Here is a 23,837-nt window from a genome sequence, read left to right on the forward strand (position 1 = left end):
TCAGTTCACGCTGAGATCGATCGGGTGAGTCGCGAGGAGGGGCTTCGGCCAGGCCTGCCTGCGCAGGACGTCGAACCACACGTCCGACGCCGGCGGCGCGAGCAGGTCGCGGGGGAGTGCCGAGGCGACCATCCAGCTGAACTGGTCGAGCTCGTCGTCGAGTTGCCCGATGCCCCATCCGCTGTAGCCCGCGAAGATCCGGACGCCCTCGAGGATCTCGGCGAGGGGCTCGGGGTCGGCGTCGAGATCGACCAGGACGACCCGGCCGTCGACCGGACGCAGGGCGGGCACGTCGTCGATGTCGGTGCCGGGTTTCACCACCCCCAGGCACAGCGCCGCCTCCTGGTTCACCGGCCCGCCCACATAGAGGGCGCGCGGCGAGGCCGCGATGTCGGTCCACTGCGGCAGGAGGTTGTGCACGGCGGTCTGGCTCATCCGGTTGAGGATGACCCCGAGACTGCCCGACTCGTTGTGCTCGATGACGTAGATGACGGTCCGGGCAAAGGTGGGTTCGATGAGATCGGTCGAGGCGATCAGCGCGGTGCCCGGACGCACCCGCGGCGTGGGGTCGGCATCCCAGGGGACGCCGGGCATACGCGCACCACCACCGCTGTCCGCCGAGTGTTCTCCGGGGCGGGATTCCGGTGTGGGATCGTCTGCGTCTTCACCTCCGGCCACCCGACCATCATCGCACGTCCGTGGCCGACGACGTCCATCGTCAGCTCGGTAGGCTGGATCGGTGAGCAGCACCCAGGCGACCCGTGACCAACGCGGGTGGTCGGTGTTCGTCCACTCCCTCCGTTCGTCGCCGGGACTCGGCCGGTTGTTGTCGGTCCGGTTGTCCAGTCAGATCACCGACGGGATCTTTCAGGCCGCGCTGGTCGGCAGCATCCTGTTCAACCCCGAGCGCCATGCGGATCCGCTCGCGGTGGCCGGTGGCCTCGCGGTGCTGCTGCTGCCGTATTCGCTCATCGGCCCGTTCGCGGGCGCGTTGCTCGACCACTGGGATCGACGCAACGTCCTCCTGTACGCGAACCTGCTGCGCGGGCTGATCATCGGGCTCGTCGCACTGGCCGTCGCCTCCGGCGCACCCGATGTCGTGGTGCTGATCTCCGCCCTCGCCGCGACGGGTGCGAGCCGGTTCGTGGCGGCCGGACTGTCGGCCGGACTGCCGCACGTCGCGCGGCGTGAGGTGCTGGTCGCCACCAATGCGTTGTTCACCACGTTGGGCGGCGCGATGCTCACGGTCGGTCTCGGCATCACCCTGGGACTCCGCGCGATCTTCGGCGACGACAACGTGGGCAGTGCACTCACGATGATCGCCGGGATCGTGCTGGCCGTCGTCTCGGGCGGGCTGGCGCATCGGTTCCGACCGCTGCAACTCGGTCCCGACGAGCCCGACGACCCGGGTCGTTCGGCCGTGCACGCGGTCTCGGTCGGCCTCTGGCACGGTGCCCGCGCCGTCGTCCACCACAAGACCGTGGCCGCCGCGTTGTCGGCGATCGGGGCCCACCGGCTGGTCTTCGGGATGAACACGCTGATGATCCTGGTGCTGACGCGCCAGATGGGCCCCGGCGACGGGGTCGACCGCGTCAGCGTGGTCATCGGTTTCACCGGCGCGGGGGCGCTTCTCGCCGCGGTCATCACACCGATCGCGGTGGCACGGGTGGGCCGGTACGTGACGCTGCTCGCCGCACTGGCCGTCGGTGCGTTCGCCGAGCTGTCCGTACTCAGCTTCGAATTCGCGGTGATCTGCGGGTCGGCGTTCGTACTCGGACTCATCGGCCAGATCGCCAAGCTGTGTGGCGACGTGGCGATGCAGGTCGACGTGGATGACGCGGTGCGCGGACAGGTGTTCTCGGTGCAGGACGCGGTGTTCAACATCGCCTACGTGGGTGCGGTGACCGTCGCGGCCCTCGCGATCCCCGACGACGGCCGGGCGGTCGGGCTCGTCGTGCTCGGGGTGGTGCTGTACCTGCTCGGCATGCTCGTGGTGCGCCTTCTGCATCCGCGTGGGCACTGGTCCGCCGAGCCCACGACGGTGCGGCACACCGTCACCGACCCCGCCGCGTGAACCGCGGGTCCCGGTTGTCGTAGGCGGCGTCGGCCACGCCGTTCGCATCCAGGTCCACCAGCATCAGATCGTGGCTGCCGTCCCCGTCGGAGTCGACGTAGAGTCGTTCGCCGACGATCCGGCCGCCCCGGTCGGCGCCGACGATCTCGACGTCGGGGTCGCCGTCGTCGTCGAGGTCGACCCGGGTGACCTGCGCCGGCGGGGGTTGCGGAGTCCGCTCGGGGACGTCGCGCCGCGGCAGTTGTTCGCCGACGAGGTCGGCTCGCGCGACGGGCCGGTCCCACAGACCGGCACCGGAGTCGCGGTAGAAGGCGTCGGGCTCGCCGTCGTCGTCGGTGTCGAGCGCGGCGACGTCGGCGACACCGTCGGCGTCGGTGTCCCACATCGCGTCATCGCGACGGCCGTCGCCGTCGAAGTCGAGCCCGATCGCGTCCAGGACATCGGACCGCGGATCCCCGAGCGCGAGGTCGGCGGCCCCGGACCAGCGCGTCGTCGGACCGTCGCCGGTCCCGAAGAAGTACTCGATCGCCGGGTCCATGAGGTCTTGGACGCAACGGGGCCCAATCCGGTTCCCATCGATCGGTTCCCAGCGCCCGGGTTCCCGCTGTGCGGTTCCCGATGGATGTGGACACCTCGACCACCCGGTAGGTTGTGGCCCATGTACGTCAGCGATCTCGGCGAGCAGTGGCATGCGGCCCGGCTCGAACCAGCCCTGGCACATCTCGACTCTGCTTCGGCGGGCCGCTCGTCCTACGCACTGATCGGCGCGATGACCGCGCATCTCTGGCGGGAGACCGAACGCGGGTCGTATGTCGCCGCCGACGACCGCGCCGAGGAGATCGCGCGCGACACAAGGAATCTCGCTGCCCTGATCGGACACACCGGCGACGAGGTGGTCTTCCGTGAGAGCGCCCGCGCCGCTCTGCGCGCCCTCCTCACCAACTGGAGCCTGCCCGTCACATCGACCGTGTGGGTGGCGAAGAACGAATTCGGCCCCAACCTCGAGGAGTTCGAGCGCCGCGGGTACGCGGTACGGACCATGCCCGACGGGGACGTCTACGGTCACGTCGACACCGACGCGCTCGAGAACATGCTGCAGTTCGAGCAGCCCGATTTCATCCACGTCTGTCACATCGGCTCGATGTCCGGTGTGGTGCAGCCGGTCACGCGGATCGTCGAACTCGCGCACCGCGCCGGTGTGCCCGTCGTGGTGGACATGGCGCAGTCGGTCGGTCACGTCCCCACCGTCACCGGCGCCGACGTCGTCTACGGCACCAGCCGCAAGTGGCTCACCGGCCCGCGTGGCGTCGGGTTCGTCGCGGTGCGGCGAGACTCGTTGCGGCCGGTACGAATCGACGGTTCCGAGGCCTTCATCGCCGGTCGCCTCGGACTCGGTGTCGCGGTCCGCGAGTTGCTCGAGATAGGCCAGCAGCGTGTCTTCCGCGAACTCGCGACGATCGGCCGGGTCACCCGCGAACGACTCCACGGCATCGCGAGCTGGGAGGTCCTCGAACCGATCGACGAGCCGTCGGCGATCATCACTCTCGCACCACCGCCCGGATGGCAGTTCGACGACGTCGCCGCGGCCCGCGACAAATTGCTGTCACTCGGTGTCCTGGTCACCGCCGCGGACACCTGGCGCGCCCCGCTGGCGACCGAGCATCCGGTGCTCCGGATCAGCCCGCACCTCGACGTACGCCGGTCCGAACTCGACCGCGTCGCAGACGCCCTGCGCACCATGGGGTACTGACCAGGCCGCCTCACCCCAGGAGTTCGCCGACGATCGCCTCGATCTCCGGCCGTGCCGCGTCGGCGTCGACCTGCACGAGGCCGATCCGCGTGCGCCGGTGCAGGATGTCGTCGGCGTCGAGGGCACCCTCGTGCGTGATCGCGAACTCGACTTCGGCGCGGGTGACGTCGATGCCGGGAACGATCGGATCCAGGGGACCGGGGAGAACGGCGGCGTCCACCACCGCCGGCGCCTCCCCGCCGAACCGCTGGACGAGCGAAGCCGGCAGGCCCTGCTCGCGCGGATTTCGCAGGGCTCCGACCAGCGGGGTCGTGGTCGTGACACAGTCCCCGGCGGTGAGGTCGGTGGTCGCGAGTGCGGCGTCGACGGCATCCTGGGCCATGCGCCGGTAGGTGGTGAGCTTGCCGCCGAGGACGCTGACGAGACCGTCGCCGCGGACGCCGACGTGGTGTTGCCGCGAGACGTCGGCGAGGGCCTCGGAGTCGCGGCCGCCGCCGCGGGTGTCGACCAGAGGTCGCAGACCCGCGAACGTGCCGATGATGTCCGAGCGATCCAACGGCCGTGCGAGAGCGGGATTCACGGCGTCGAGCAGGAAGTCGATCTCCGACTCGTCCGGCATCGGGACGTCGGGGATCGGCCCCGGCGCCGCGACATCGGTGAGGCCGACGTAGACGCGCCCCAGCTGCGCCGGGATCACGAAGACGAACCGCGACACCGAGGTGCCCAGCGGCGTCATCAGCGCGGCGTCGGGGAATCCCAACCGCGCCGCGTCGACGACGAGATGCGTTCCGCGACTGGGATGTACGGCGAGCGCATCGTCGATGCCGCCGGACCAGACGCCGGTGGCGTTGACGACCATCCGCGCGCCGACGTCGAAGCTCTCACCGGTCAACTGATCGGTGAGGGTGGCCCCGCGGCCGTCCACGCGCTCGGCCCGCACCCGGGTGCAGACGGATGCGCCGTAACCGGCCGCCGTACGCGCGAGGGCGACGACGAGCCGAGCGTCGTCGACGAGCTGACCGTCGGCGGTGGAGATACCGCCGCGCAGACCGTGGGGCGACACCGCCGGGAAGCGGGCGAGGGTCTCCAGCGCCGACACCCGGGTCGGCGGCGGCAACAGCGAGTCGGGGGTACCGGCGTTGCGTCGGAGCACATCTCCCGCGCGGAGGCCCAATCGGATGATCGAGGTCTGCCTGCCGCCACGGTCGGGGATGATCTGGCGGAGGGGAGCGATCAGATGCGGAGCGATGGCGGTCATCAGATGATGACGTTCGACGGCACTTTCGCGCGCGATCCGCAGATCACCCCTGGCCAGGTATCGGAGACCACCGTGGACGAGTTTGCTGCTCCAGCGCGAGGTTCCGGCCGCGAGGTCGTCCTTCTCGACGAGCGCGACGCGCAGGCCACGGGTCGCGGCGTCGAGCGCCACTCCGGCGCCGGTCACACCGCCGCCGATGACCAGCAGATCCAGGGGATCGCCGGACGTCAGACGGTCGAGCGCACGACGACGGGTGTCGGCGGACAGGGTCGCCATCAGAGTCGCACCGCGGGACCGGCGCTCACGACGTCATCGGTCGACGCCCGCACCGGCCGGACGCAGATACCCGGCCAGCATCTCGTGCAACTCGGTGCTCCAGCCCTCGGCGATGATGTCGGAGACCAGCGCCCCGGACTGGAGGAACGACTGCGCGATCAGCAGCACCATCGCCGCCATCCGTTTGGCGTCACCCGCCCGGACGTGGCGCCGTTCCTGGGCCTGCGACAGCATGTCCGAGAGAATCGCGAGCGCCCCTTGCTGACTCGTACCGAGACGCTCGAAGACGTACGGCGCCATGAAGTCTCGCTGCTCGCGCCACAGCGAGGCGATCAGTTCGTCGTCGCGGAGCGCGCCGACGACCGCGACCACCCGATCGACCAGCGCATCCAGATCGGCGGGTTCGCCTCGTCCGCCGATGGCGTCCTCGACGACTCCCAGGACCTCGCGGGTCAACAGCCCGCGGATGATCTCGTTGATGTCGGGCCACCGGCGGTACACCGTCGGTCGACTGACACCTGCTTGTCGGGCCACCTCGGAGACAGTCACCTTGCGTCCGCCGCTACGCAGCAGACAGCTCCGTGCCGCATCCAGAACGAGATCCCCGATCTCCTCGTTACGGATTGCCATGATGTGTAACACTGTAACGGATCACTTGAACGGCGGGGGGCCGACTCATATGACTATCGAACACGCCACACTCGTGGCCAGTCCGTACGCACGGCACGGAACGGGCCTGCGCGTCGCCCACGACGCCGCAGAACTGCTGCGTGCCCGCGGCGTGGAGGTGGAGATCATCGTCGGCGAGGACATCGCCGACGCCGCCGATCTCGCCGGCAAGGCTGCCCGGGGGGACACCGACGTCCTCGTCGTCGTGGGGGGCGACGGCACGGTGCGTCTGACGGTGGAGGCCACGATCGGGTCGGGCAAGCCGCTGGCCGTCGTCCCGGCCGGGAGCGGGAACGACTTCGCCCGCAACCTCGGCATCCCACTGGATCCGGCCGACGCCGTCGAGGTCATCCTGGCCGGCCACCGGCGACCCATCGACCTCGGCCGGGTCAGCTTCCCGGACGGGCAGACCGCGCTGTTCAGCACGGTCGCCGCCACCGGGTTCGACGCCGCGGTCACCGCGCGGGCCATCGACATGCGCCGGCCGCGCGGACAGTCCCGGTACACGATCGCGGCGCTCCTCGAACTACTCGCTCTGCGGTCGCGTCACTACCAGGTCCGCGTCGACGACCAGGCCGTCGAATCCGACCTCATCTTCGCCGCGATCGGCAACACCACGTCGTACGGCGGTGGCATGAAGATCACGCCGCAGGCGTCGATCACCGACGGCCGGCTCGACGTGACCCTCGCGCTCAACCCACCGCGGCTGGCACGTTGGACGATTGCGCGTGTCTTCCCGAAGGTGTTCTCCGGCAAGCACATCGACAGTCCGAACGTCCGGACCATGCGCGGTGCGGAGGTCGAGCTGTACTGCGATCCGCCCGCCCTCGTATCGGTCGACGGTGACCTCGTCGGCGAGCTGCCGGCAGTCTTCGAGGCGGTACCGCACGCGATCGAGGTGTTCGCGCCCGCGAGCTGAACGCTCGGGGCGTCTCGCAGTCCTCACTGACCGCTGCGCGCCGCCCACCATTCGCGAAGGGCATCCTCGGCTTCGTCGCGGCTGAGCGGTCCACGGTCCAGGCGTAGCTCCTTCAGATGACGCCACGCCTGTCCGACGATCGGACCGGGCGGTACGCCGAGGAGTTCCATGATGGCGTTGCCGTCGAGGTCGGGCCGGACCTTCTCGAGATCCTCGGCCGCCTGTAGGTCGGCGATCCGCTGCTCGAGACTGTCGTAGTTCTGCTGCAGCCGCCGGGCGCGCCGCTTGTTACGGGTGGTGCAGTCGGCGCGCACCAGGTTGTTCAGCTTGTCGAGCAGGGGACCGGCATCGGTGACGTACCGACGGACGGCCGAGTCGGTCCACGCGCCGTCTCCGTAACCGTGGAAGCGCAGGTGAAGGAAGACCAGCTGCGCGACGTCGGACACCACCGCCTTCGGATACTTCAGCGCCCGCATCCGTTTGCGCACCATCTTCGCGCCCACGACCTCGTGATGATGGAAGCTGACGCCGCCTCCCGGTTCGTGCCGGCGCGTCGCGGGTTTGCCGATGTCGTGCAACAGGGCCGCCCAGCGCAGCACCAGGTCCGGATCGCCGTCCTCGAGATCGATGGCCTGGCGGAGCACGGTCAGGGAGTGCTGGTAGACGTCCTTGTGCTGGTGGTGCTCGTCGATGGTGAGCTTCATGCCGGGCACCTCGGGCAGCACCCGCTCGGCCAGACCGGTCTCGACCATGGCGTCGATCGCCTCGATCGGGAACTCGCCGCAGATCAGTTTGTCCAGCTCGGTGCGGATGCGTTCGACGGTGATGCGTTCGATCTCGCCGTTCATGTCGGTGATCGCCTGCCACACGCGCGGCGCGAGCCGGAATCCCAGCTGGGAGACGAACCGCACGGCGCGCAGCATGCGCAGGGGGTCGTCGCCGAAGGACTGTGCAGGCGTGGCGGGGGTGTCGATGACCCCGGCCAGCAGGGCGGTCATCCCGTCGAGCGGGTCCCGGAAGTCCTGGGCGCCCGCCGAGCCGATCCGGACCGCCATCGCGTTGACGGTGAAGTCGCGTCGGATCAGGTCGTCGTCGAGGGTCTTGCCGAAGGTGACCTCGGGATTGCGGCTGACCTGGTCATACGAGTCCGCGCGGAACGTCGTGATCTCGATCAGGTGGTCGCCCTTGCGGACCCCGACCGTGCCGAACTCGATGCCGACGTCCCAGAACGCGTCGGCCCAGCCGCGGAGGAGCTGCGACACCGTCTCCGGGCGCGCATCGGTCGTGAAGTCGAGGTCGTTGCCCAGGCGCCCGAGAACCGCGTCGCGCACCGAGCCGCCCACCAGGTACAGCTCGTGGCCGGCGGTCTCGAACAGCTTGCCGAGGGGCACGAGGACGTCGTCGAGGTCGCGCAGTGCGATCGCCGCGGCGGCGAGCAGGCGGGTGCGCCGTTCCGGGTCCGCCGAGTGCATCTGGTCCGGCTGGGCTGCCCCATTCCGGAATGGCCCAGACGCCGCCGCACCGGACGAGGAAGTGTCGTTCACGGCTTGCCACCCTACCGTCGTGACCCGCGACGACGACGCCGCACAGCTCGTCGGCGACGACTCATACACGCCCGGCGCACTCGCGACACTGCGAATCCACAACCTACGCGCCCTCGGAGGCGTCCGGACAAACTGCAGGTGACCAGCCGCTAGCATCGTGGAGTGTCCACCGATTCCTCGACCAACCCTTCAGACGTCAGCGGCGTCTCGTCGGGTGCGCACGGCGAGGGTGGCGGACAAGGCGAGCAGAATGCCTCCGGCCAGGGGCGTCGTGCCCGGCGCGGCCGACGCCGCCGGGGCCGGCGCAAGTCCGAGAACCGAGGTGCGGCGCCCGCGCACACCCCGACGGCGCACAGTCCGCACGGGCACAAACAGAGCGGTCATGCCCAACCCAAGAACAAACAGCCGACTCCCGGCCAGGCGGGCTCGCGGCCGGGCCACAAACCCGGCTCGCCCAACCCGGCCTCCGAACCGGCACCCAGCACTCATCACCCGACTCCCAATGACCTCGCCCGCGCCCGGGCCGCCGATCCCGCGTGCCCGGATCCGGTCGAGGCCGAGCCCGTCGACAAGCTCCCGGTCGATCCCGATCGTGCGCGACCCCGCGTCACCCCGCCGAAGCCGTCGGACATGGTCGCCGTCAGCGCCAAGCTGACCAAGACCGGTTTGACCCAGGCCGGCGGCAAGGCGTCGAAGGGTCGACGGCGCGCGGCTCGGGCCGACCGTGCGTCCGAACGCCCGGCTGCCGAGCGCGCCCACCCCGACCGCGCGGGCAACGAGAAACTCCGCACCGTGCGCGAGACCTCGGCAGGGGGGCTCGTCATCTCCGACCTCGACCTCCCCGTCGACCAGCTGTCGGCCGCGCTCATCGGTCGCGTCGACCGTCGCGGCCGCACCATGTGGTCGCTGCCCAAGGGACACATCGAAACCGGCGAGACCGCCGAGCAGACCGCCATCCGCGAGGTCGAGGAGGAGACCGGGATCCAGGGCACGGTGGTGGCCCCGCTCGGCAAGATCGACTACTGGTTCGTCAGCGAAGGTCGTCGGATCCACAAGACCGTGCATCATTACCTGCTGCGGTGCACGGGCGGCGAGCTGTCCGACGCCGACTACGAGGTGTCCGAGGTGGCCTGGGTGCCGTTACACGAGCTCCCGCGTCGGCTCACGTACTCTGACGAGCGGCGACTCGCCCGGATGGCCCGGGGTGTGATCGCCGAACTCGCCGCCGACCCCACCCGGCTGGCCCAGTCCGAGGCCAACAGCATCCGCACCGAACCCAACGCCTATGAGAAAGCCGCCGCCGCGCGCAACCAGCGCCGCAACGAGCCACCGCCCCCGGTTCGTCCGCGCCGGCGCCGGCGCCGTCCACGACGGCCCGCGGCCGGCGATGGCTGAGCCGCGCCCGTCCGCCGCCGAGCCCCGTTCGTCTCGTTCTCTCGCCTTCTCGCATGCGCTGCGGTCCGGCGCGCTCGCGACGCTGGCCTCCGCCGTGGTCCTGGCCGTTCTCGGTCTGATGGTCCTGTCCGGCGCGGTGGGACCGGCGTCGGCGGCGCCGGAGACGGCCACCAGCGATTCCGACGCCGGATCCGGCGCGTCGGACCGGTCACCGAGCCGCTTCGCCCGCATCGTCATCGATTCGATGACCCCGAACATCGTGACCACGACCAGCCGGCCGGTGGTCACCGTCAGCGGACGCGTCGACAACGTCGGCGACCGGTCCATCACCGACCTGACCATCCGGCTCGAGCGCGGCGATCCGGTGGCGTCGGCCGCGGGCCTGCGCACCGACCTCGCCGACGACGATCCGGCCGTCGCCGTGGCCGGCCCCTTCGAAGCGCTGTCCGACTCGCTCGCCCCTGGCGAGAGCGTCGGCTTCCGCATGTCGATGGCACTCTCGGCCAACAACGGTCCCGACGGCCAGGGCCTGGCCATCTCCCAGCCCGGCGTGTACCCGATGCAGGTCAACGTCAACGGCACCCCGGAGTACGGCAACACCGCGCAGGTCGCGGGATCGCGGATGCTGCTGCCGGTGTTGTCCCTGCCACCCGACGACACCCGGTCCGCCGGTTACGTCGACCCGTCCACCGAGTACTCCGACGCCGACCCGGTCGTCGGGCTCGGGCCGGACGGGTCGGTGTCGGCGAACCTGTCCAGTCCGGCACGCATGACGATGGTGTGGCCGTTGGCCGCCCCGCCGCAGCTCGCGCCGGGTGTGCTGGGCGGCAACACCGAACCGGTCCGGTTGATCAACGAGAACATGGCGCGGTCGCTCGCCGACGGCGGCAGACTCGCCGAGCTACTCGCCGCGCTGCAGCGGGTCGTCGGGGAACCCCCACCCGCACAATCGGATTCGGTGACATCGGACACGCCGCCATCCGAGACACCGGAGAACCCGGAACCGAGCGCACTGCCCGGTTCGGAGAAGCTCGCCGACAGCATGTGCCTGGCGATCGACCCCGACCTCGTCGTCACGGTGCGCGCGATGTCGCTGGGGTACGAGGTGTCCGACAATCCCGCCGATCCGAGGTCGACGACCCGGCCCGGTAGCGGCGTGGACGCCGCCGGTCGCTGGCTCACCGGCCTGCGATGGATCGCGCAGCGGATGTGCGTGGTGGCCCTGCCGTACGCGCAGGCCGATCTGACCTCCCTGACCCGGATCGGCAACACCGGCCTCACCGAGGCCGCGCTGCGGTCACCGGCCGACATCATCGACACCGTGCTCGGCGTCCGGAGCGTGCGCGGTCTCTCGATCCCCGCCCTGGGGGCGATCGACGCCGACGGCGCCGCCGCCCTCACCGAGGCCGAGATGACCGCGACCGCGGTGTCGTCGAACTCCGTCGCGCCGGTCGGTCGCCGCGACGCCGCCGGCCGCTACCGGATCGGTGACCTCGCCGCCCAGACCTACGACGCACCTGTGACCGCCTCGTTCGCCGCGCTCGGTACGGCGCCGTCCACCCCCGCTCTGACGCCTCCGAGTCAGCGCGTCGACCTGTCCGACGAGTCCGAGGGAAGCAGGCGCCAGAGCGCGATCGGTGCCCTCGCCTATCCCGCGATCGCCGCGCCGGAACCCGGTCCGACCGCACCCGGGGCACGCCCGTCGCCCGACCCGGTCGTCGGCAGATCGGCGTTCCTGATGCCCCCGACGTACTGGTCGCCCACGTCCGCCGACGCCGAGGCCCTGTTCACCACCGCACGGCTGCTCCTCGAATCGGGTGCCGCGACACCGGCTCCGCTGTCGACGCTGGCCGCCGACCTCGGTTCCGCGCCCGAGCAGGCGCGGCTGATCGACCCGCCCGGGGTCGGTCCGGTGGGCGAGGTGGGCTCGGTGCTGACGAGCGACGCGACCGGATCGATACGACGCAATGTCGAGGACAGCTGGCAATTCGAGGGCGCCCTGGTGCGCTCGGCGGATGTCGCCGCCACCCCCGAGCGGTACATGTCGCCGCTGCGCGAGGACCAGCTCCGGGCGATCCGCTCCCCGGATGCCCAGGGGTCGGCCGTCTACACCCACCTGCGGCGCGCGCAGACCGAACGCATCGACGCCGTCGCGTCGACCCTGTACCGGATGTCGCAGTCGGTCACCATCCTCGATCCCGGCGGTCGTTACACGCTGGCTTCCGAGCGGAGTCCGCTGCTGCTGGTCGTGAGCAACGACCTCGCGCTCCCGGTGCGTGCCCGGATCACCACGTCCGAGCCGGCGGGCATCGAGATCGGCGACCTCGGGGTGATCGAGATCCCGGCGCGCGGAACCCGGCAGATCCAACTGCCCACCCAGGGCGACGCCTCCGAGGCGATCAGTGTGCAGATCCGGTTGTCGACGGTCACCGGCGTGCCACTGGGCCAGCCGATCAGCCTGTCGGTGCACACCAACGCGTACGGCAAGCCGCTGTTCTACATCACGATCATCGCTGCGGCAGCGCTGGTCCTGCTCACCGCGCGTCGCCTCTGGCATCGTTTCCGCGGCCAGCCCGATCCCGCCGACGCCGACCGTCCCGAACCCGACGAACTCGAGCGAATGCTTGCCGGAAGCGGATATCAGGAGCGACGCCGTACCCTGCAGAGCGAGGGTCGGACATACGGCGAGGAACCGGGCGATGACCCTCCATGACCGACATCACCACGACCCGAGGACGGCGGCAGAAGCGACGTGACCTGGAACGATGAGCCGCGTGTACCGCGGTCGGGGACACCCGGCCCGGTGCCGCCCCAGCGTCCCGAGCGCGCCGCACCCCGGCGGATTCCGCCGAACCGGGTTCCGGGTGGCCGGGTCCCTCCGACGCGGATCCCGCCCGGGTCCCCGGATCCGGGACCCACTGCGCCACGGCCTGCCGCACCACGATCGCCCGACGCGCGGTCTGCGGCCCCACGACCCGCGCCGCCGCGGCCGGGCGGGCCGGCACCCTCGGCCCCGCGTCCGCCCGCGCCATCGGCACCTACTCCACCGGCCCCCACGCCGGCCCGGCCGGACGTGTCACCGGCCCAGAACAACACGCGGGTCATGACCGCGTCCGACCCCCGCGGACCGTCGAACGGTCCGGTGGCCGCCGGCGCGGTGTCCGTCCAGAAGGCACCCGACGAGAAAGCGCCCGAGGGGAAGGCGTCCGACGGGAAAGCGTCGTCGACCGGTCTGGCGCGGGACTCGGACTCGAGCATCCTGCGCACCAGCGGGTCGATCGCGATCGCCACCCTGTTCAGTCGCATCACCGGCTTCCTGCGGACCGTGCTCATCCTCGCGATGCTCGGCCCTGCCATCGCCTCGGCGTTCCAGGCGGCCGACGTGCTGCCGAACATGATCGCCGAGGTCGTCCTCGGCGCCGTGCTGACCGCGATCGTCATCCCGCTGCTCGCCCGGGCCGAGGCCGAGGACGACGACGGCGGCGAGGGTTTCATCAACCGGATCTTCACCATCACCGTCGTCGTCCTCGGGACCGCGACGGTCGTGGCGGTGATCGCGGCGCCGCTGCTCACCTATCTGAACCTGGGGGACGGGCAAGTCAATCGCGAGCTGTCGACCGCGCTCGCCTACCTGCTGCTGCCGGAGATCCTGTTCTACGGCCTGTCCGCGTTGTTCATCGCGATCCTCAACCTGCGCGGCTACTTCAAGCCGGGTGCGTGGGCGCCCGTCCTGAACAACGTCGTGCAGATCACCACTCTCGTGCTCTACGCGGTGGTGCCCGGCGAGATCACCCTCAACCCCGTCCGGATGTCCGATCCGCAGCTCCTGGTGCTCGGCATCGGTTGCACGACCGGTGTCGTGCTCCAGGCGCTGATACTGGTGCCGTTCCTCCGCAAGTCGGGGGTGCGGCTGCGCCTGCAGTGGGGCATCGACGCGCGCCTGCGCCAGTTCGGGAACATGGCCGTCGCGATCGTCGCCTACGTCGCGCTGCTCCAGGTCGGCCTGATCGTCACCTACCGGATCGCATCGTCGGCCGACGCGTCGGGCGTCAGCATCTACTTCACCCACTGGCAGTTGTTGCAGCTTCCGTACGGCGTGCTGGGCGTGACCATCCTGACCGCGATCATGCCGCGACTGTCGCGCAACGCCACCGCCGACGACACCAAGGCGGTCGTCGACGATCTGTCCCTGGCGACGCGACTGACGATGGTCGCCCTCGTGCCGGTCGTGTCGTTCATGACGTTCTTCGGACCGGCCATCGCCATCGCCGTGTTCAACTTCGGCAAGTTCGACGCCGCCTCCGCGTCGCAGCTGGGTTCGGTGCTGTCGTGGGGTGCGTTCACCCTCATCCCGTACTCGATGACCCTCGTCCAGCTGCGCGTGTTCTACGCCCGCGAGGACGCGTGGACCCCGACGTTCATCGCCCTGGGCATCACCGTGGTGAAGGTGGTGTCGTCGTACCTGGGGCCGGTGCTCTTCGACGATCCCGAACTCGTCGTGCGCTGGCTCGCGCTGTCCAACGGGTTGGGCTATCTGGTCGGTGCCGTCGTCGGTCACTTCCTGCTCCGCAGCCGTCTTCGCGGGGCCCGGCTCTCGGATGTGGCACGCACGTCCGTCGTGACCCTTGCTGTCTCGATCGGGGTCTCCGCCACCGTGTGGGCGGTCGCGAAACTCACCGGCCTCGACGACATGATCGGCTGGCTGGGCAAGGTGGGGTCGGCCCTCTACCTCGGGCTGACCGCCGCGGTGGTGCTCGCGGTGACCTACGCCGGTCTCGCCGCGGCCCGCGTACCGGATGTCGTCGCGATCGGGCTGTCCGTACGCCGTCTGCTCGGCCGGTTCATCCCGGCGCTCGCCCCGCCGCCGCAACCCGAACGTGAACAGTCACCGGCGATCACAGTTCAGTTTCCGCGCGTCACAGGCGACGAATCGCTCCCGTACTCTGGTCAGGTACAGGTGCTGCGCCGCTTCGACAGAGGTACCGCGACGTGGCAGTCGTACTCCGTACACTCCGGTGGCGCGATCGGCGCGACCCGGGATGTGCGCCCCATCCCCGAACGCGCGCCGGTACCGCGCGACATCAGATACCGCAGGAGAGGAGTCCGTCGCGTGAGTGACAGTGAGGTCGACACCACTGCTGCCACCGGGCCGCCCGCCGCGCCCAGAGCCGGCGACGCACCCACTCCACCGACCCCGACTCCCGCCGCCGAGACCGGTGCGGCCGACAGCGCGGCGAGCCCACGCCGGCGCGGACCACGCCTCATCCCCGGTGCTGCGGTCGCCGGCGGCCGGTACCGACTGCTCGAGCAGCACGGCGGCACCCGCGGTCTGCAGTTCTGGCGGGCCCAGGACATCAACCTCGACCGTGAGGTCGCGCTGACCTTCGTCGACGCCGAGCAGCTCGCACCGCCGCCCGAGCGTGGTCAGGCCGCCAAGATGTCCGATCAGGGACCGCAGGCCGTGCTGTCGCGCACCCTGCGCCTGGGCCAGATCAACTCCGACGGGGTGGCACGGGTCCTCGACGTCGTCCGCGGATCGTCGGGCGGCATCGTCGTCGCCGAATGGGTGCCCGGATCGTCCCTGGCGGATGTCGCCGGGTCGGGACCGTCGCCGATCGGCGCCGCGCGGGCGGTGCGTTCACTCGCCGCGGCCGCCGAGATCGCCCACCGCTCCGGTGGCGCGCTGTCCATCGACCATCCCGACCGCATCCGCATCAGCCACGACGGCAATGCCGTGCTGGCGTTCCCCGGCACCCTCGCCGGGGACGACAAGGCGTCCGATGTTCGCGGCCTCGGTGCCGTGCTGTACGCGCTCCTGCTCAACCGCTGGGCGCTCGATCCCGCGGACGGGTCCCGGCTGATCACCACCGCCGACTCCACCGAGCCCGTGGGTGGGATCCCCGTGGCCACGCCCGGTGAGGACGGACAACCGGTCGAGCCGCGGCTCAGCAAGCCCGACATCCCGTTCGAGATCTCGGCGGTCGCGGCGCGCGCGCTCGACGGTTCCCGCGGGATCCGTACCGCGGCCACGGTCCAGCACGTCCTCGATCAGGCCACGGTCGTCGACCTGAACACCGACATGTTGCCCGCCATCACCGACGCCGACGCCCCGCCGCCGGTGAGCGTGGCGCCCCGACTGGGTGCCGGCGGCGACGAGAAGCCACCGCGCCGCAACCTGGCGTTGCTCATCGGCGCCGGACTCCTCGCGCTGTTCATCGTCATCGCGCTGATCGTGGGTGCCACCAACATCTTCGGCGGCAGCAGCGGCTCGAGCGACATCGACTCGATCCTCACCACGACCGAGCCCTCGCCTCCGCCCGGCGCCCAGCCGCCGCCGACGCCCGCGGCCCCGGCGGCCCCGCAACCCATTGCGCTGCAGTCGGTCTCGGTCGTCGACTTCTCCGCGCAAACGCCGGACAACTCGGCGAACGTACGCAACGTGATCACCGGCGCCGCCCCGCCGTGGCAGACCGACAACTATCGCGGGCGTCCGGACTTCGGCGGGCTCAAGCCGGGGCTTGGCCTCATGTTCGACCTCGGAGCGGAACGCCCGGTGCGGTCGGTCACCATCGAGAGTCCGACGCCCGGGATCAGCGTCGAGATCCGTACGTCGCCGTCGGCGCGTCCGGCGTTCGCCCGGACGACGACGGTGGCGTCGGGTCAGGTGGACCAGGCGTCCACCACGATTCCGATCGCCCAGCCGCCGACCACCCGCTACGTCATGGTCTGGCTCACGAGCCTGCCGAGTTCGGGAAGCGGCTATCAGGCCGAGATCGCGCGCGTCACGATGGCCGGCTGACGCACCGGTCGAGCACCTGACCGCGCCCCGCGATTATCGGCGCGTGCAACTCGAGGTCCGAGTTACGACCAACGAGTATGAACGACGACGGCACTCGGGTACGAGCGGGCCATGACGCGGAACCATCGGCGCGGTCTCCTGTACCGCTGCCCTCGACACCAGTGTCGAAATCCGCAGACACCGCGAGTGCGAAGAGCGCTCGACTGCCCGAACTCCGGCTCGAACACCTGGTCCGAGAGGCGACACGCCTGTTTCAGGAGTTCGGCTATCGCAACGTGAGCATGGAACAGATCGGTGCGACGGTCGGACTGACCGGGCCTGCGTTGTACCGACATTTCCCGTCCAAGCAGGACATCCTCGCGCAGGCGTTGACCGCGCAGGTGCGGACCGTCAGCCGGTTCATGGCCGATGCGCAGGAGCGCGGTGGCACTCCCGAGGAGCAAATCGGGTTGTTCTTCGACGCATTGGGTGACATGACCGCTCATCGAGATGTCTCCATCCTCTGGAACCGCGAACGCTTGCACCTGGAGCGATCGGGCCTGTCCGAGCTGAATCGCTCCTTCGGGAGACTCGTGGACACGCTGGCGGCGAAGATCAGCGCCGCCCGACCCGCGGTCGACCCGGCGGGCGCGGAGCTACTCGCGACCGCTGTCCTCAGTGTGTACTCGAGCACGGCCCGGATGCGCGGCTCACTGTCGGCCAAGCGCCTCATGCAGGTCCAGCGAGCGCTCACGGACTCGATTCTCGACTGTGACCTGGCCACGGCTCCCGTTGTGGTGGGGACAGATGACGCACGATCACGCCGAAGTCCGATCGCCCGACGCGAACGAATCCTCGACGTCGCGACCGAGTTGTTCTTCGTACGCGGCTTCCGGAACGTTCGTATCGACGAGATCGCCGCCCACGCGGGCGTCTCGGTGGCGACCGTCTATCACGAGCACGCAGGGAAGACCGAGATCTTGTGGACGGTCATCCGTCGAGGCATCGAAGGCTTGTTGGGGACGTCGATCGCGGCACTCGACCGAGCCGCCGTCGGTGACACGCTCGACGTGCTCCTGCTGGAGCAGGCTCTGGCCGGGTTCGCCGGCCACGTGATCTCGTCCCCCGAGCTCCGCTCGCGGCCGGGCATCGACGGGCAATTGAAGAAACTGGCATATGCCATCCTGATACCGCGCGCTCGTATCTGACCGTGACGGTTCCCTCGGCCGACCCGCGGTACTCACGCGACAGCCTGACACGCGAGAAGGGTAGGACCGACCCGGGGGCCTCGGGCGCTTCGCCGTTCTCGGGGCGACGGTGGTGGCAGCAGGGCTCGGATACCTGTTCGCGGCAAGCTCAGATGCACGAACCAGGTTGCGTGAGTTGAGGTCTGGTTCATGAGCTTGGCGATCAGCCCGGCGGTGCTCGGCATCCAGACCGCGCTCATCTCACTCGTCACGACGATCGGCACAGTGACCGCATATGGCGCCCGACCGACCTCGCCCTTGAGGTCGCTCCGTCAGATGCGTTCCGAGGATGCGCCAGTCGTCCCCGCCACCTGCTCTCCGACCAGGTCGCGTGGCGTCCATCCCGGCGGCCCGAAGACATAGCCGAGGCGGGCGCGCCACGTCGACGCACCGCGCACATCCCGCGCGATCGCCGCATATTCGTGCGTCTGCAGTCGCAGGATGTTGTATGTGTCCACCGGTTTGGTCAGGCCGTAACGGGGCCGGCGGATCTCCGGCGCGAACGTGCCGAACATCCGGTCCCACAGGATGAAGACCCCGCCGTAGTTGCGGTCGAGGTACTCGGGGTCGCAGCCATGGTGTACCCGATGATGCGACGGTGTGTTGAGCACGAATTCGACGGGTGCCCACAGTTTTCCGATCCGTTCGGTGTGAATCCAAAACTGGTAGATGAGATTCAGCGAGTAGGCGGCGAACACCAGGGCGGGCGGGATGCCGAGGAGCGGTAGGGGGATCCACATCAGCACCGCGGCGCTGATGTTCCACTTCTGCCGCAGCGCCGTCGCGAAGTTGAAGTACTCGCTGGAGTGATGGGCCTGATGGGTCGCCCACACCAGGCGGACCCGATGCGAGACGCGATGACTCCAGTAGAAGAGGAAGTCCACGCCCAGGAAGGCGATCATCCACGTGTACCACTCGTCCGCGGGCAGCTGCCACGGGGCGACATAGGCGAACAGCACGCTGTACAGCAGGAGTCCGAGGAATTTCCAGAAGGCGCTGGTCGCGATCGACACCAGTCCCATCGAGACGCTCGAACGCGCGTCCCGCGAGTCGTAGGCGCCCGGCGGCGCCGTCTCGGTGTCATCGTGCTCGAGTTTGGCCGCGGCGAACCACTCGATGGCCAGCAGGGTGACGAAGAACGGGATCGCGAGCACGGTCGGCTCACGCATCGGCTCCGGCAAGAACTCCAGCACGATTGTCCCCTCACAGCGATATCTGACACGACGCCATGTCACTTACTTCTGACAAGGTAACGTGTCAGAAGATCTGATGTAAAGACCCGGGAGGGAGCTCGCGTGACAGCCGTGCCGGACCCGACCCCGTCGACGGAAACCCCGCCCGGGCGACGCTATGGCGGGGCCGATCCGACGCAGCGGAGAGAACGCCGTCGAGCCGCTCTGATCGCGGCCGGGCTCGATGCCTTCGGAACCGACGGATACGCGAACGTGTCGGTGAAGGGGATCTGCGACCTCGCCGGGCTGACGCAGCGATACTTCTACGAGTCCTTCACCGACCGCGCCGCCCTGCTCGTCGCCGTGTACGACGACTGCGTCAACTTCGTCCGGGCGGCGACCGTCGATGCCGCGGCGGAGATCGCCGGCGCCGTCCCCGGATCATCGGATTCGGCGGAAGGCTTTGCCGCCGAGCATGTTCCGGAGGTCACCCGGGCGGCTCTCGGCGCGTTCATGTCCTGCCTCGCCGACGATCCCCGGCGCGCACGCGTGATGCTCGTCGAAGTGGTGGGGGTGTCCCCGGAGATCGAGCGGGTCCGCATGCGCGCCATCCACGACTGGGCCGCGCTCATCCTGGCACTCGCTCGTGGCTCGCGACCGACGTCGGACCGCGAACGGCTGGCGTCGGTGGGCCTGGTCGGAGCAGTCACCCAGCTTCTCGTCGACTGGTACGTCGCCGGTGCGGGGGAGGCCGACGCGGAGCGCTATGCGCTCGACGAGATCCTCGACGTTTGTGTGGAGCTTTTCGTCGCCGCCTACGGCCGGCTTCTGACCTGACCCTTCGAGGCTGCTCCCATATCCGCAAGAACTACAGAACCGCTGCTGTGTGGGGTCAAGACGATGCCCTCCCTCTGCTCCCTGAGGTGCGAGGAGCGCAAGCGACGAGCCACGAAGGGTTGATGCGCCCGCGGCTGTCGTTCGTTCGGATCGGGGAGCAAGGGCGTGCCGAAAACGCTCCTGAACCCCGTGGTCGGCGTGTAAGTTCTTCTGCAACTGCGCTGCAACCGTCGGACAAAGGTCCGGGAGGTGTCCGGTGAGCACTGCCGAAGAACGTGCGAGACAACTCGAACTCGTTGCGCGACTGCACTCCTCGTATCCCGAGCTGCCGGATGCCCCGACGCCCGATCTTCTCGACCACGATCGCTTCGTCGCCTACATGAAGCCGGTGCACGACGTCGGGGGTGAGCCCGACGCACCGATCACCTACGAGGGCAAGGCGTACGAGGAATGGGAGCACATGACCTATGTCATGTGTGAGGTGCTCGCCTGGCGCGGAATCTGGTTGTCCGAAGAGCGGCGTCGGATCGGCAACGTCGACGTCGGTCGCGCGGTCTACCTCGGAATCCCGTATTACGGACGCTGGTTGCTGGCGGCCGCCAGAATTCTCGTCGAGAAGCACCACATGGCGCTCGGCGAGCTCAGTGAACGCATGCTCGAGGTCCGGGAGCGATACGCGGGCGGCCTGGACGGCCGGCGTCTCGAGGCCCGCCCGCGCAGCGTCGGAGACGGATCCGATGTCCCGCGGAACACACACCATCGGCACGCGATCGGAATCGGCGACCCGCAGATCTACGCCGGGCGGGCGGGCGACGCCGCATTCGGCATCGGGGACCGGGTCCGGGTCCGCGAGCTGCCCGTCCTGTTGTACACGCGGACACCGGAATACGTCCGGGGCGCGGTCGGCGAGGTCGCGGCCGTCGCCTACGAGAGCCCAGCGCCCGAGGACGAGACCTGGGGTCTCTCCGACGCCCAACCGGAGTGGTTCTACGTGGTCCGGTTCACCATGGGCGACCTCTGGCACGGCTACACCGGGCCCGCCGACGACACCCTGCAGACCGAGATCCCCGAACGCTGGCTCGAATCCGCCGGCGGAGAGGACGACCGCCGATGAGCGACGATCACCACGACCACGATCACGACCACGACCGGACGGTCAAGCCGATGGTCGACGAGATCACCGACTTCGAGGTACTCGAGATCGCGCTGCGTGAGCTGTGCATCGAAAAGGGACTCTTCACCGCCGAGGAGCACCGCCGCTTCACCGAGTTCGCCGAACAGATCGGGCCGACGCCCGCGGCGACGCTCGTCGCCCGGGCCTGGCTCGACCCCGAGTTCGAGCGGTTGGCACTCGACGACCCGATGGCCGCCAGCAAAGAGGTCGGCGTCGACTGGCTCGAACCGACCGGTTTCGGAACACCCAGCGATTTCACGGCTTTCGAGATCCTCGCCGACACCCCCACGATCCATCACGTGATCGTGTGTGCGCTGTGCTCGTGCTATCCGCGCCCGATCCTGGGGAACTCGCCCGAGTGGTACCGAACGCCGAACTACCGTCGCCGGATGGTGCGGTGGCCGCGACAGGTGCTGTCCGAGTTCGGACTCCAGCTCCCGGAGGGTGTCTCCGTACGCGTGCAGGACTCCAATCAGAAGCACCGCTTCATGGTGATGCCGCAGCGCCCGGCAGGCACCGACGGATGGACCGAGCAGCAGCTGTCGGAGATCATCACCCGCGACTGCCTCATCGGAGTCGCGCTCCCCAGACCGGGTGTCACCACCAACGTCGTCTCGACCATCCGTCCGGCCGTCCACCCGGCGGGGGAGTAGCCGATGACCGAGGACGGACGCACCGGATCATCCCACGGACCACTCGAGGAGATCGTCGACCGGAACCAGGTGTGGCACCGGATGGCCGCGAAATACGGTGTGGAGAACCCTGTTCCACCGTGGAAGACGAGCCTCGACGGTCTCTGCGATGCGCTCGACCGGGTCGCCGATGCCACCGCGGTGAACGCGGGTACCCCCGGCGTCGTCGAACGACGCGACGAGGAGGACCGGCTGTCGGCGACCATCTACGCCGACCTGCCCTACCCTGAGAACCAACTGGTCGCCCTGGCACACACACTGCTCGACCGCGGGGTCATCGACGAGAGTGAGTTGCGGACGCGGATGGCTGCGGTGCGCGCCCGCCTGGAGTCCTGACCGGCCGGCCTGAGGACAGATCCGTCATCCGGCGACAGCTGTGCACAGCCGTCGCTCCAACGGATGACGCGGTGTCGGCTCCACTACTCTCAGCCCATGCCCGGGGGGAACGACGCGATCGACACGCGTAGCGACGAGCAGCTTCTGCACGCTCACCTCGCCGGCGACCCACACGCCTTCTCCGATCTCATCAGCCGCCATCTCGATTACCTGTGGTCGGTGGCGCTGCGGACCAGCCAGAATCCCGAGGATGCCGCAGACGCGTTGCAGGACGCCCTCTTCGCCGCGCATCGGACCGCACACGACTTCCGGTCCGATGCCAAGGTGACGAGTTGGCTGCACCGGATCGTCGTGAACGCCGGCCTCGATCGCATCCGACGGAACAAGGTCCGCAGAACCGTGCCGCTGCCGGAATGGGACGTGGTCTCCATCGCCGACACCACCGACGACATCGCCGCCGTCGACCTGTCGGTGTCGATCGGGCGTGCATTGCACGTCCTCCCCGAAGGGCAACGAGCGGCCATCGTCGCCGTCGACATCGAGGGTTACACGGTCGCCGAAGCGGCCGAGATCCTCGGTGTCGCCGAGGGCACGATCAAGAGTCGATGCGCTCGCGGCCGCCTCAAACTCGCCCAGGTCCTCGGACATCTGCGGAGCGGCTGACCCGTCATCACCCCGACTGGTCCATCCCGTTCCCGACAGATCGCGGCCGGGGGGAACCGAACCGGGGCGGGCCGCGTCCAAGTATCCGACGGATCGCGACCAGGAGGCCACCTCCTCTGACCCGACTCCGCTCGTGAACCACGCCGAACCGAGCCGAACTCAACGAACGCCCGCCATCCCCCGGAATGGAAGACTGACACCATGACCCCTCGGGGACCAGACGACCACGAGACCGGCGATCTACCGGACCCGCCGTATTCGGCGGAGATCCTCGCCGACCTGCACGCCGGTGCACTGCCCGACCGGACAGCCGCACACATCCGTTCCCGCATCGTCGATGATGTTGCCGCGCAATCGATCCTGGCCGCGCTGGATCACACCTCCGACGATCTGCGCTCCGCCCGTCCGGCGCCCGCGCCCGTTCCCGACCAGGTCCGCGCCGACGTCGCGACCACCCTCGCCGCGCTCGGCCGGGATCCCGCACCGGTCGACATCTCGGCCGCACGCCGCGGGCGTCGACCCGCCCGCTCCCGATCGCGCGACGACCGTCGAATGGCCGGCCGTCTGTTACTGGCTGCCGCCGCGGTCATCATCGTCGCGGTCGGAACGGTCGGAATACTGCGGCTGGTGTCGACGCCCGACGCGACCAATCCCGGGCAGACACCGCGCGCCCAGTCGTCGTCGGTCCCGACCCCGGCGGGTCCCGCGGGCATCGCGACCGCACTCTCGGTCCTCGGGCGTACCGACGGAGCACCCTTCGGTTCCGTGGAGGCGCTCCGCCGCTGCACCGCCGCGCACCTGGTACCGGTCGAGGTGGTGATCGTCGGGTCCGGTCGAATCCTCGTCGACGGCACCGGAGCCGCCGCCATTCTCTTGTCGACGGGCGTGGCAGGACGTTTCGACGCGCTGATCGTCGGCCTCGACTGTGACCTGGGAAATCCGGCGCTGATCTCACGGGGCATCGTCGGCGGGTGACCGGCACCTCGCGATGCCCGGGTCTGCGCCGACCGGCCGGGGCACGCGTCGCGTCCGCGGGAACATCTCCGCCTACCC

General features: G+C 69.6%; 20 protein-coding genes. 14 read left to right on the forward strand and 6 right to left on the reverse strand.

Annotation, left to right across the window (positions count from 1 at the left end):
* Complete coding sequence (locus ACFUEJ_RS01620) at positions 1-594, reverse strand: YqgE/AlgH family protein (RefSeq protein WP_058253761.1); 594 nt, start codon at positions 592-594, stop codon at positions 1-3.
* Positions 595-739: 145 nt separating this feature from the next.
* Here ACFUEJ_RS01620 and ACFUEJ_RS01625 point away from each other — a divergent pair, with 145 nt between their 5' ends.
* The gene (locus tag ACFUEJ_RS01625; protein ID WP_388027172.1) at positions 740-2,074 is read left to right on the forward strand and encodes an MFS transporter; all 1,335 of its coding nucleotides are present in this window, start codon (positions 740-742) and stop codon (positions 2,072-2,074) included.
* Here the strand turns inward: ACFUEJ_RS01625 and ACFUEJ_RS01630 are convergent.
* On the reverse strand, positions 2,055-2,612 hold the full coding sequence (locus tag ACFUEJ_RS01630) for a hypothetical protein (RefSeq protein ID WP_388027175.1): 558 nt from the start codon (positions 2,610-2,612) through the stop codon (positions 2,055-2,057). The two genes, ACFUEJ_RS01625 and ACFUEJ_RS01630, sit on opposite strands and share 20 nt — an antisense overlap.
* A gap of 120 nt (positions 2,613-2,732) precedes the next feature.
* Here ACFUEJ_RS01630 and ACFUEJ_RS01635 point away from each other — a divergent pair, with 120 nt between their 5' ends.
* Complete coding sequence (locus tag ACFUEJ_RS01635) at positions 2,733-3,824, forward strand: aminotransferase class V-fold PLP-dependent enzyme (protein ID WP_388027177.1); 1,092 nt, start codon at positions 2,733-2,735, stop codon at positions 3,822-3,824.
* Positions 3,825-3,834: 10 nt separating this feature from the next.
* Here ACFUEJ_RS01635 and ACFUEJ_RS01640 read toward each other — a convergent pair whose 3' ends face one another.
* Together ACFUEJ_RS01640 and ACFUEJ_RS01645 are read right to left on the reverse strand one after the other, a co-directional pair.
* Positions 3,835-5,358, reverse strand: a complete 1,524-nt coding sequence (locus tag ACFUEJ_RS01640) for a glycerol-3-phosphate dehydrogenase/oxidase (protein ID WP_388027180.1) — start codon at positions 5,356-5,358, stop codon at positions 3,835-3,837.
* A 33-nt stretch (positions 5,359-5,391) separates the two neighbouring features.
* Positions 5,392-5,988: a TetR/AcrR family transcriptional regulator gene (locus tag ACFUEJ_RS01645; RefSeq protein ID WP_388027183.1), complete on the reverse strand. Its 597-nt coding sequence runs from the start codon at positions 5,986-5,988 to the stop codon at positions 5,392-5,394.
* Positions 5,989-6,037: 49 nt separating this feature from the next.
* Between ACFUEJ_RS01645 and ACFUEJ_RS01650 the strand changes: the two genes are divergently transcribed.
* Positions 6,038-6,946: a diacylglycerol kinase family protein gene (locus tag ACFUEJ_RS01650; RefSeq protein ID WP_068970754.1), complete on the forward strand. Its 909-nt coding sequence runs from the start codon at positions 6,038-6,040 to the stop codon at positions 6,944-6,946.
* 23 nt (positions 6,947-6,969) lie between these two features.
* Here the strand turns inward: ACFUEJ_RS01650 and ACFUEJ_RS01655 are convergent, their stop codons facing one another.
* Positions 6,970-8,418: a CCA tRNA nucleotidyltransferase gene (locus tag ACFUEJ_RS01655; RefSeq protein ID WP_388027293.1), complete on the reverse strand. Its 1,449-nt coding sequence runs from the start codon at positions 8,416-8,418 to the stop codon at positions 6,970-6,972.
* A 91-nt stretch (positions 8,419-8,509) separates the two neighbouring features.
* On the opposite strand from ACFUEJ_RS01655, the gene ACFUEJ_RS01660 reads away from it, so the two are divergent.
* The 5 genes from ACFUEJ_RS01660 (at position 8,510) to ACFUEJ_RS01680 (ending at position 17,871) form a co-directional block, all read left to right on the forward strand.
* Complete coding sequence (locus ACFUEJ_RS01660; protein WP_264186656.1) at positions 8,510-8,632, forward strand: hypothetical protein; 123 nt, start codon at positions 8,510-8,512, stop codon at positions 8,630-8,632.
* A gap of 20 nt (positions 8,633-8,652) precedes the next feature.
* Positions 8,653-9,885, forward strand: a complete 1,233-nt coding sequence (locus ACFUEJ_RS01665) for an NUDIX domain-containing protein (RefSeq protein WP_388027186.1) — start codon at positions 8,653-8,655, stop codon at positions 9,883-9,885.
* 118 nt (positions 9,886-10,003) lie between these two features.
* On the forward strand, positions 10,004-12,598 hold the full coding sequence (locus ACFUEJ_RS01670) for a DUF6049 family protein (protein WP_388027295.1): 2,595 nt from the start codon (positions 10,004-10,006) through the stop codon (positions 12,596-12,598).
* A gap of 39 nt (positions 12,599-12,637) precedes the next feature.
* The gene (locus ACFUEJ_RS01675; protein ID WP_388027188.1) at positions 12,638-16,684 is read left to right on the forward strand and encodes a lipid II flippase MurJ; all 4,047 of its coding nucleotides are present in this window, start codon (positions 12,638-12,640) and stop codon (positions 16,682-16,684) included.
* A gap of 161 nt (positions 16,685-16,845) precedes the next feature.
* On the forward strand, positions 16,846-17,871 hold the full coding sequence (locus ACFUEJ_RS01680) for a TetR/AcrR family transcriptional regulator (RefSeq protein WP_388027191.1): 1,026 nt from the start codon (positions 16,846-16,848) through the stop codon (positions 17,869-17,871).
* A gap of 311 nt (positions 17,872-18,182) precedes the next feature.
* Here ACFUEJ_RS01680 and ACFUEJ_RS01685 read toward each other — a convergent pair whose 3' ends face one another.
* The gene (locus ACFUEJ_RS01685) at positions 18,183-19,103 is read right to left on the reverse strand and encodes a sterol desaturase family protein (protein ID WP_137809149.1); all 921 of its coding nucleotides are present in this window, start codon (positions 19,101-19,103) and stop codon (positions 18,183-18,185) included.
* Between the two features lie 102 nt (positions 19,104-19,205).
* Here ACFUEJ_RS01685 and ACFUEJ_RS01690 point away from each other — a divergent pair, with 102 nt between their 5' ends.
* From ACFUEJ_RS01690 to ACFUEJ_RS01715, 6 genes are all read left to right on the forward strand, one after another.
* A complete protein-coding gene (locus tag ACFUEJ_RS01690; protein WP_388027194.1) occupies positions 19,206-19,919 on the forward strand; it encodes a TetR/AcrR family transcriptional regulator in 714 nt (237 codons plus the stop codon).
* Between the two features lie 256 nt (positions 19,920-20,175).
* Entirely contained in the window at positions 20,176-21,033 is an 858-nt protein-coding gene (locus tag ACFUEJ_RS01695; protein ID WP_388027197.1) for an SH3-like domain-containing protein, read from the forward strand.
* A complete protein-coding gene (gene scnC / locus ACFUEJ_RS01700) occupies positions 21,030-21,746 on the forward strand; it encodes a thiocyanate hydrolase subunit gamma (RefSeq protein WP_159371760.1) in 717 nt (238 codons plus the stop codon). Before ACFUEJ_RS01695 ends, scnC begins: the two co-directional genes overlap by 4 nt.
* Before the next feature lie 3 nt (positions 21,747-21,749).
* Positions 21,750-22,121: a thiocyanate hydrolase gene (locus ACFUEJ_RS01705; protein WP_065630852.1), complete on the forward strand. Its 372-nt coding sequence runs from the start codon at positions 21,750-21,752 to the stop codon at positions 22,119-22,121.
* A 96-nt stretch (positions 22,122-22,217) separates the two neighbouring features.
* Positions 22,218-22,784 (forward strand): RNA polymerase sigma factor SigM, encoded by a 567-nt coding sequence (sigM, locus tag ACFUEJ_RS01710; protein ID WP_058252981.1) that lies wholly within the window; start codon positions 22,218-22,220, stop codon positions 22,782-22,784.
* Between the two features lie 201 nt (positions 22,785-22,985).
* The gene (locus ACFUEJ_RS01715; protein WP_065630851.1) at positions 22,986-23,759 is read left to right on the forward strand and encodes a hypothetical protein; all 774 of its coding nucleotides are present in this window, start codon (positions 22,986-22,988) and stop codon (positions 23,757-23,759) included.
* Positions 23,760-23,837 lie beyond the last annotated feature (78 nt).

This window comes from Gordonia sp. NPDC057258 (genome assembly GCF_042668985.1).
Classification (GTDB): domain Bacteria; phylum Actinomycetota; class Actinomycetes; order Mycobacteriales; family Mycobacteriaceae; genus Gordonia; species Gordonia hongkongensis.

Excerpts from the sequence above, each read along its gene's own strand:
- ACFUEJ_RS01620 (WP_058253761.1), bottom strand. The coding sequence starts at position 594 with ATGCCCGGCGTCCCCTGGGATGCCGACCCCACGCCGCGGGTGCGTCCG.
- ACFUEJ_RS01630 (WP_388027175.1), bottom strand. The coding sequence starts at position 2,612 with ATGGACCCGGCGATCGAGTACTTCTTCGGGACCGGCGACGGTCCGACG.
- ACFUEJ_RS01635 (WP_388027177.1), top strand. The coding sequence starts at position 2,733 with ATGTACGTCAGCGATCTCGGCGAGCAGTGGCATGCGGCCCGGCTCGAA.
- ACFUEJ_RS01640 (WP_388027180.1), bottom strand. The coding sequence starts at position 5,358 with ATGGCGACCCTGTCCGCCGACACCCGTCGTCGTGCGCTCGACCGTCTG.
- ACFUEJ_RS01645 (WP_388027183.1), bottom strand. The coding sequence starts at position 5,988 with ATGGCAATCCGTAACGAGGAGATCGGGGATCTCGTTCTGGATGCGGCA.
- ACFUEJ_RS01650 (WP_068970754.1), top strand. The coding sequence starts at position 6,038 with ATGACTATCGAACACGCCACACTCGTGGCCAGTCCGTACGCACGGCAC.
- ACFUEJ_RS01655 (WP_388027293.1), bottom strand. The coding sequence starts at position 8,418 with ATGCACTCGGCGGACCCGGAACGGCGCACCCGCCTGCTCGCCGCCGCG.
- ACFUEJ_RS01670 (WP_388027295.1), top strand. The coding sequence starts at position 10,004 with ATGGTCCTGTCCGGCGCGGTGGGACCGGCGTCGGCGGCGCCGGAGACG.
- scnC (WP_159371760.1), top strand. The coding sequence starts at position 21,030 with ATGAGCGACGATCACCACGACCACGATCACGACCACGACCGGACGGTC.
- ACFUEJ_RS01705 (WP_065630852.1), top strand. The coding sequence starts at position 21,750 with ATGACCGAGGACGGACGCACCGGATCATCCCACGGACCACTCGAGGAG.
- sigM (WP_058252981.1), top strand. The coding sequence starts at position 22,218 with ATGCCCGGGGGGAACGACGCGATCGACACGCGTAGCGACGAGCAGCTT.
- ACFUEJ_RS01715 (WP_065630851.1), top strand. The coding sequence starts at position 22,986 with ATGACCCCTCGGGGACCAGACGACCACGAGACCGGCGATCTACCGGAC.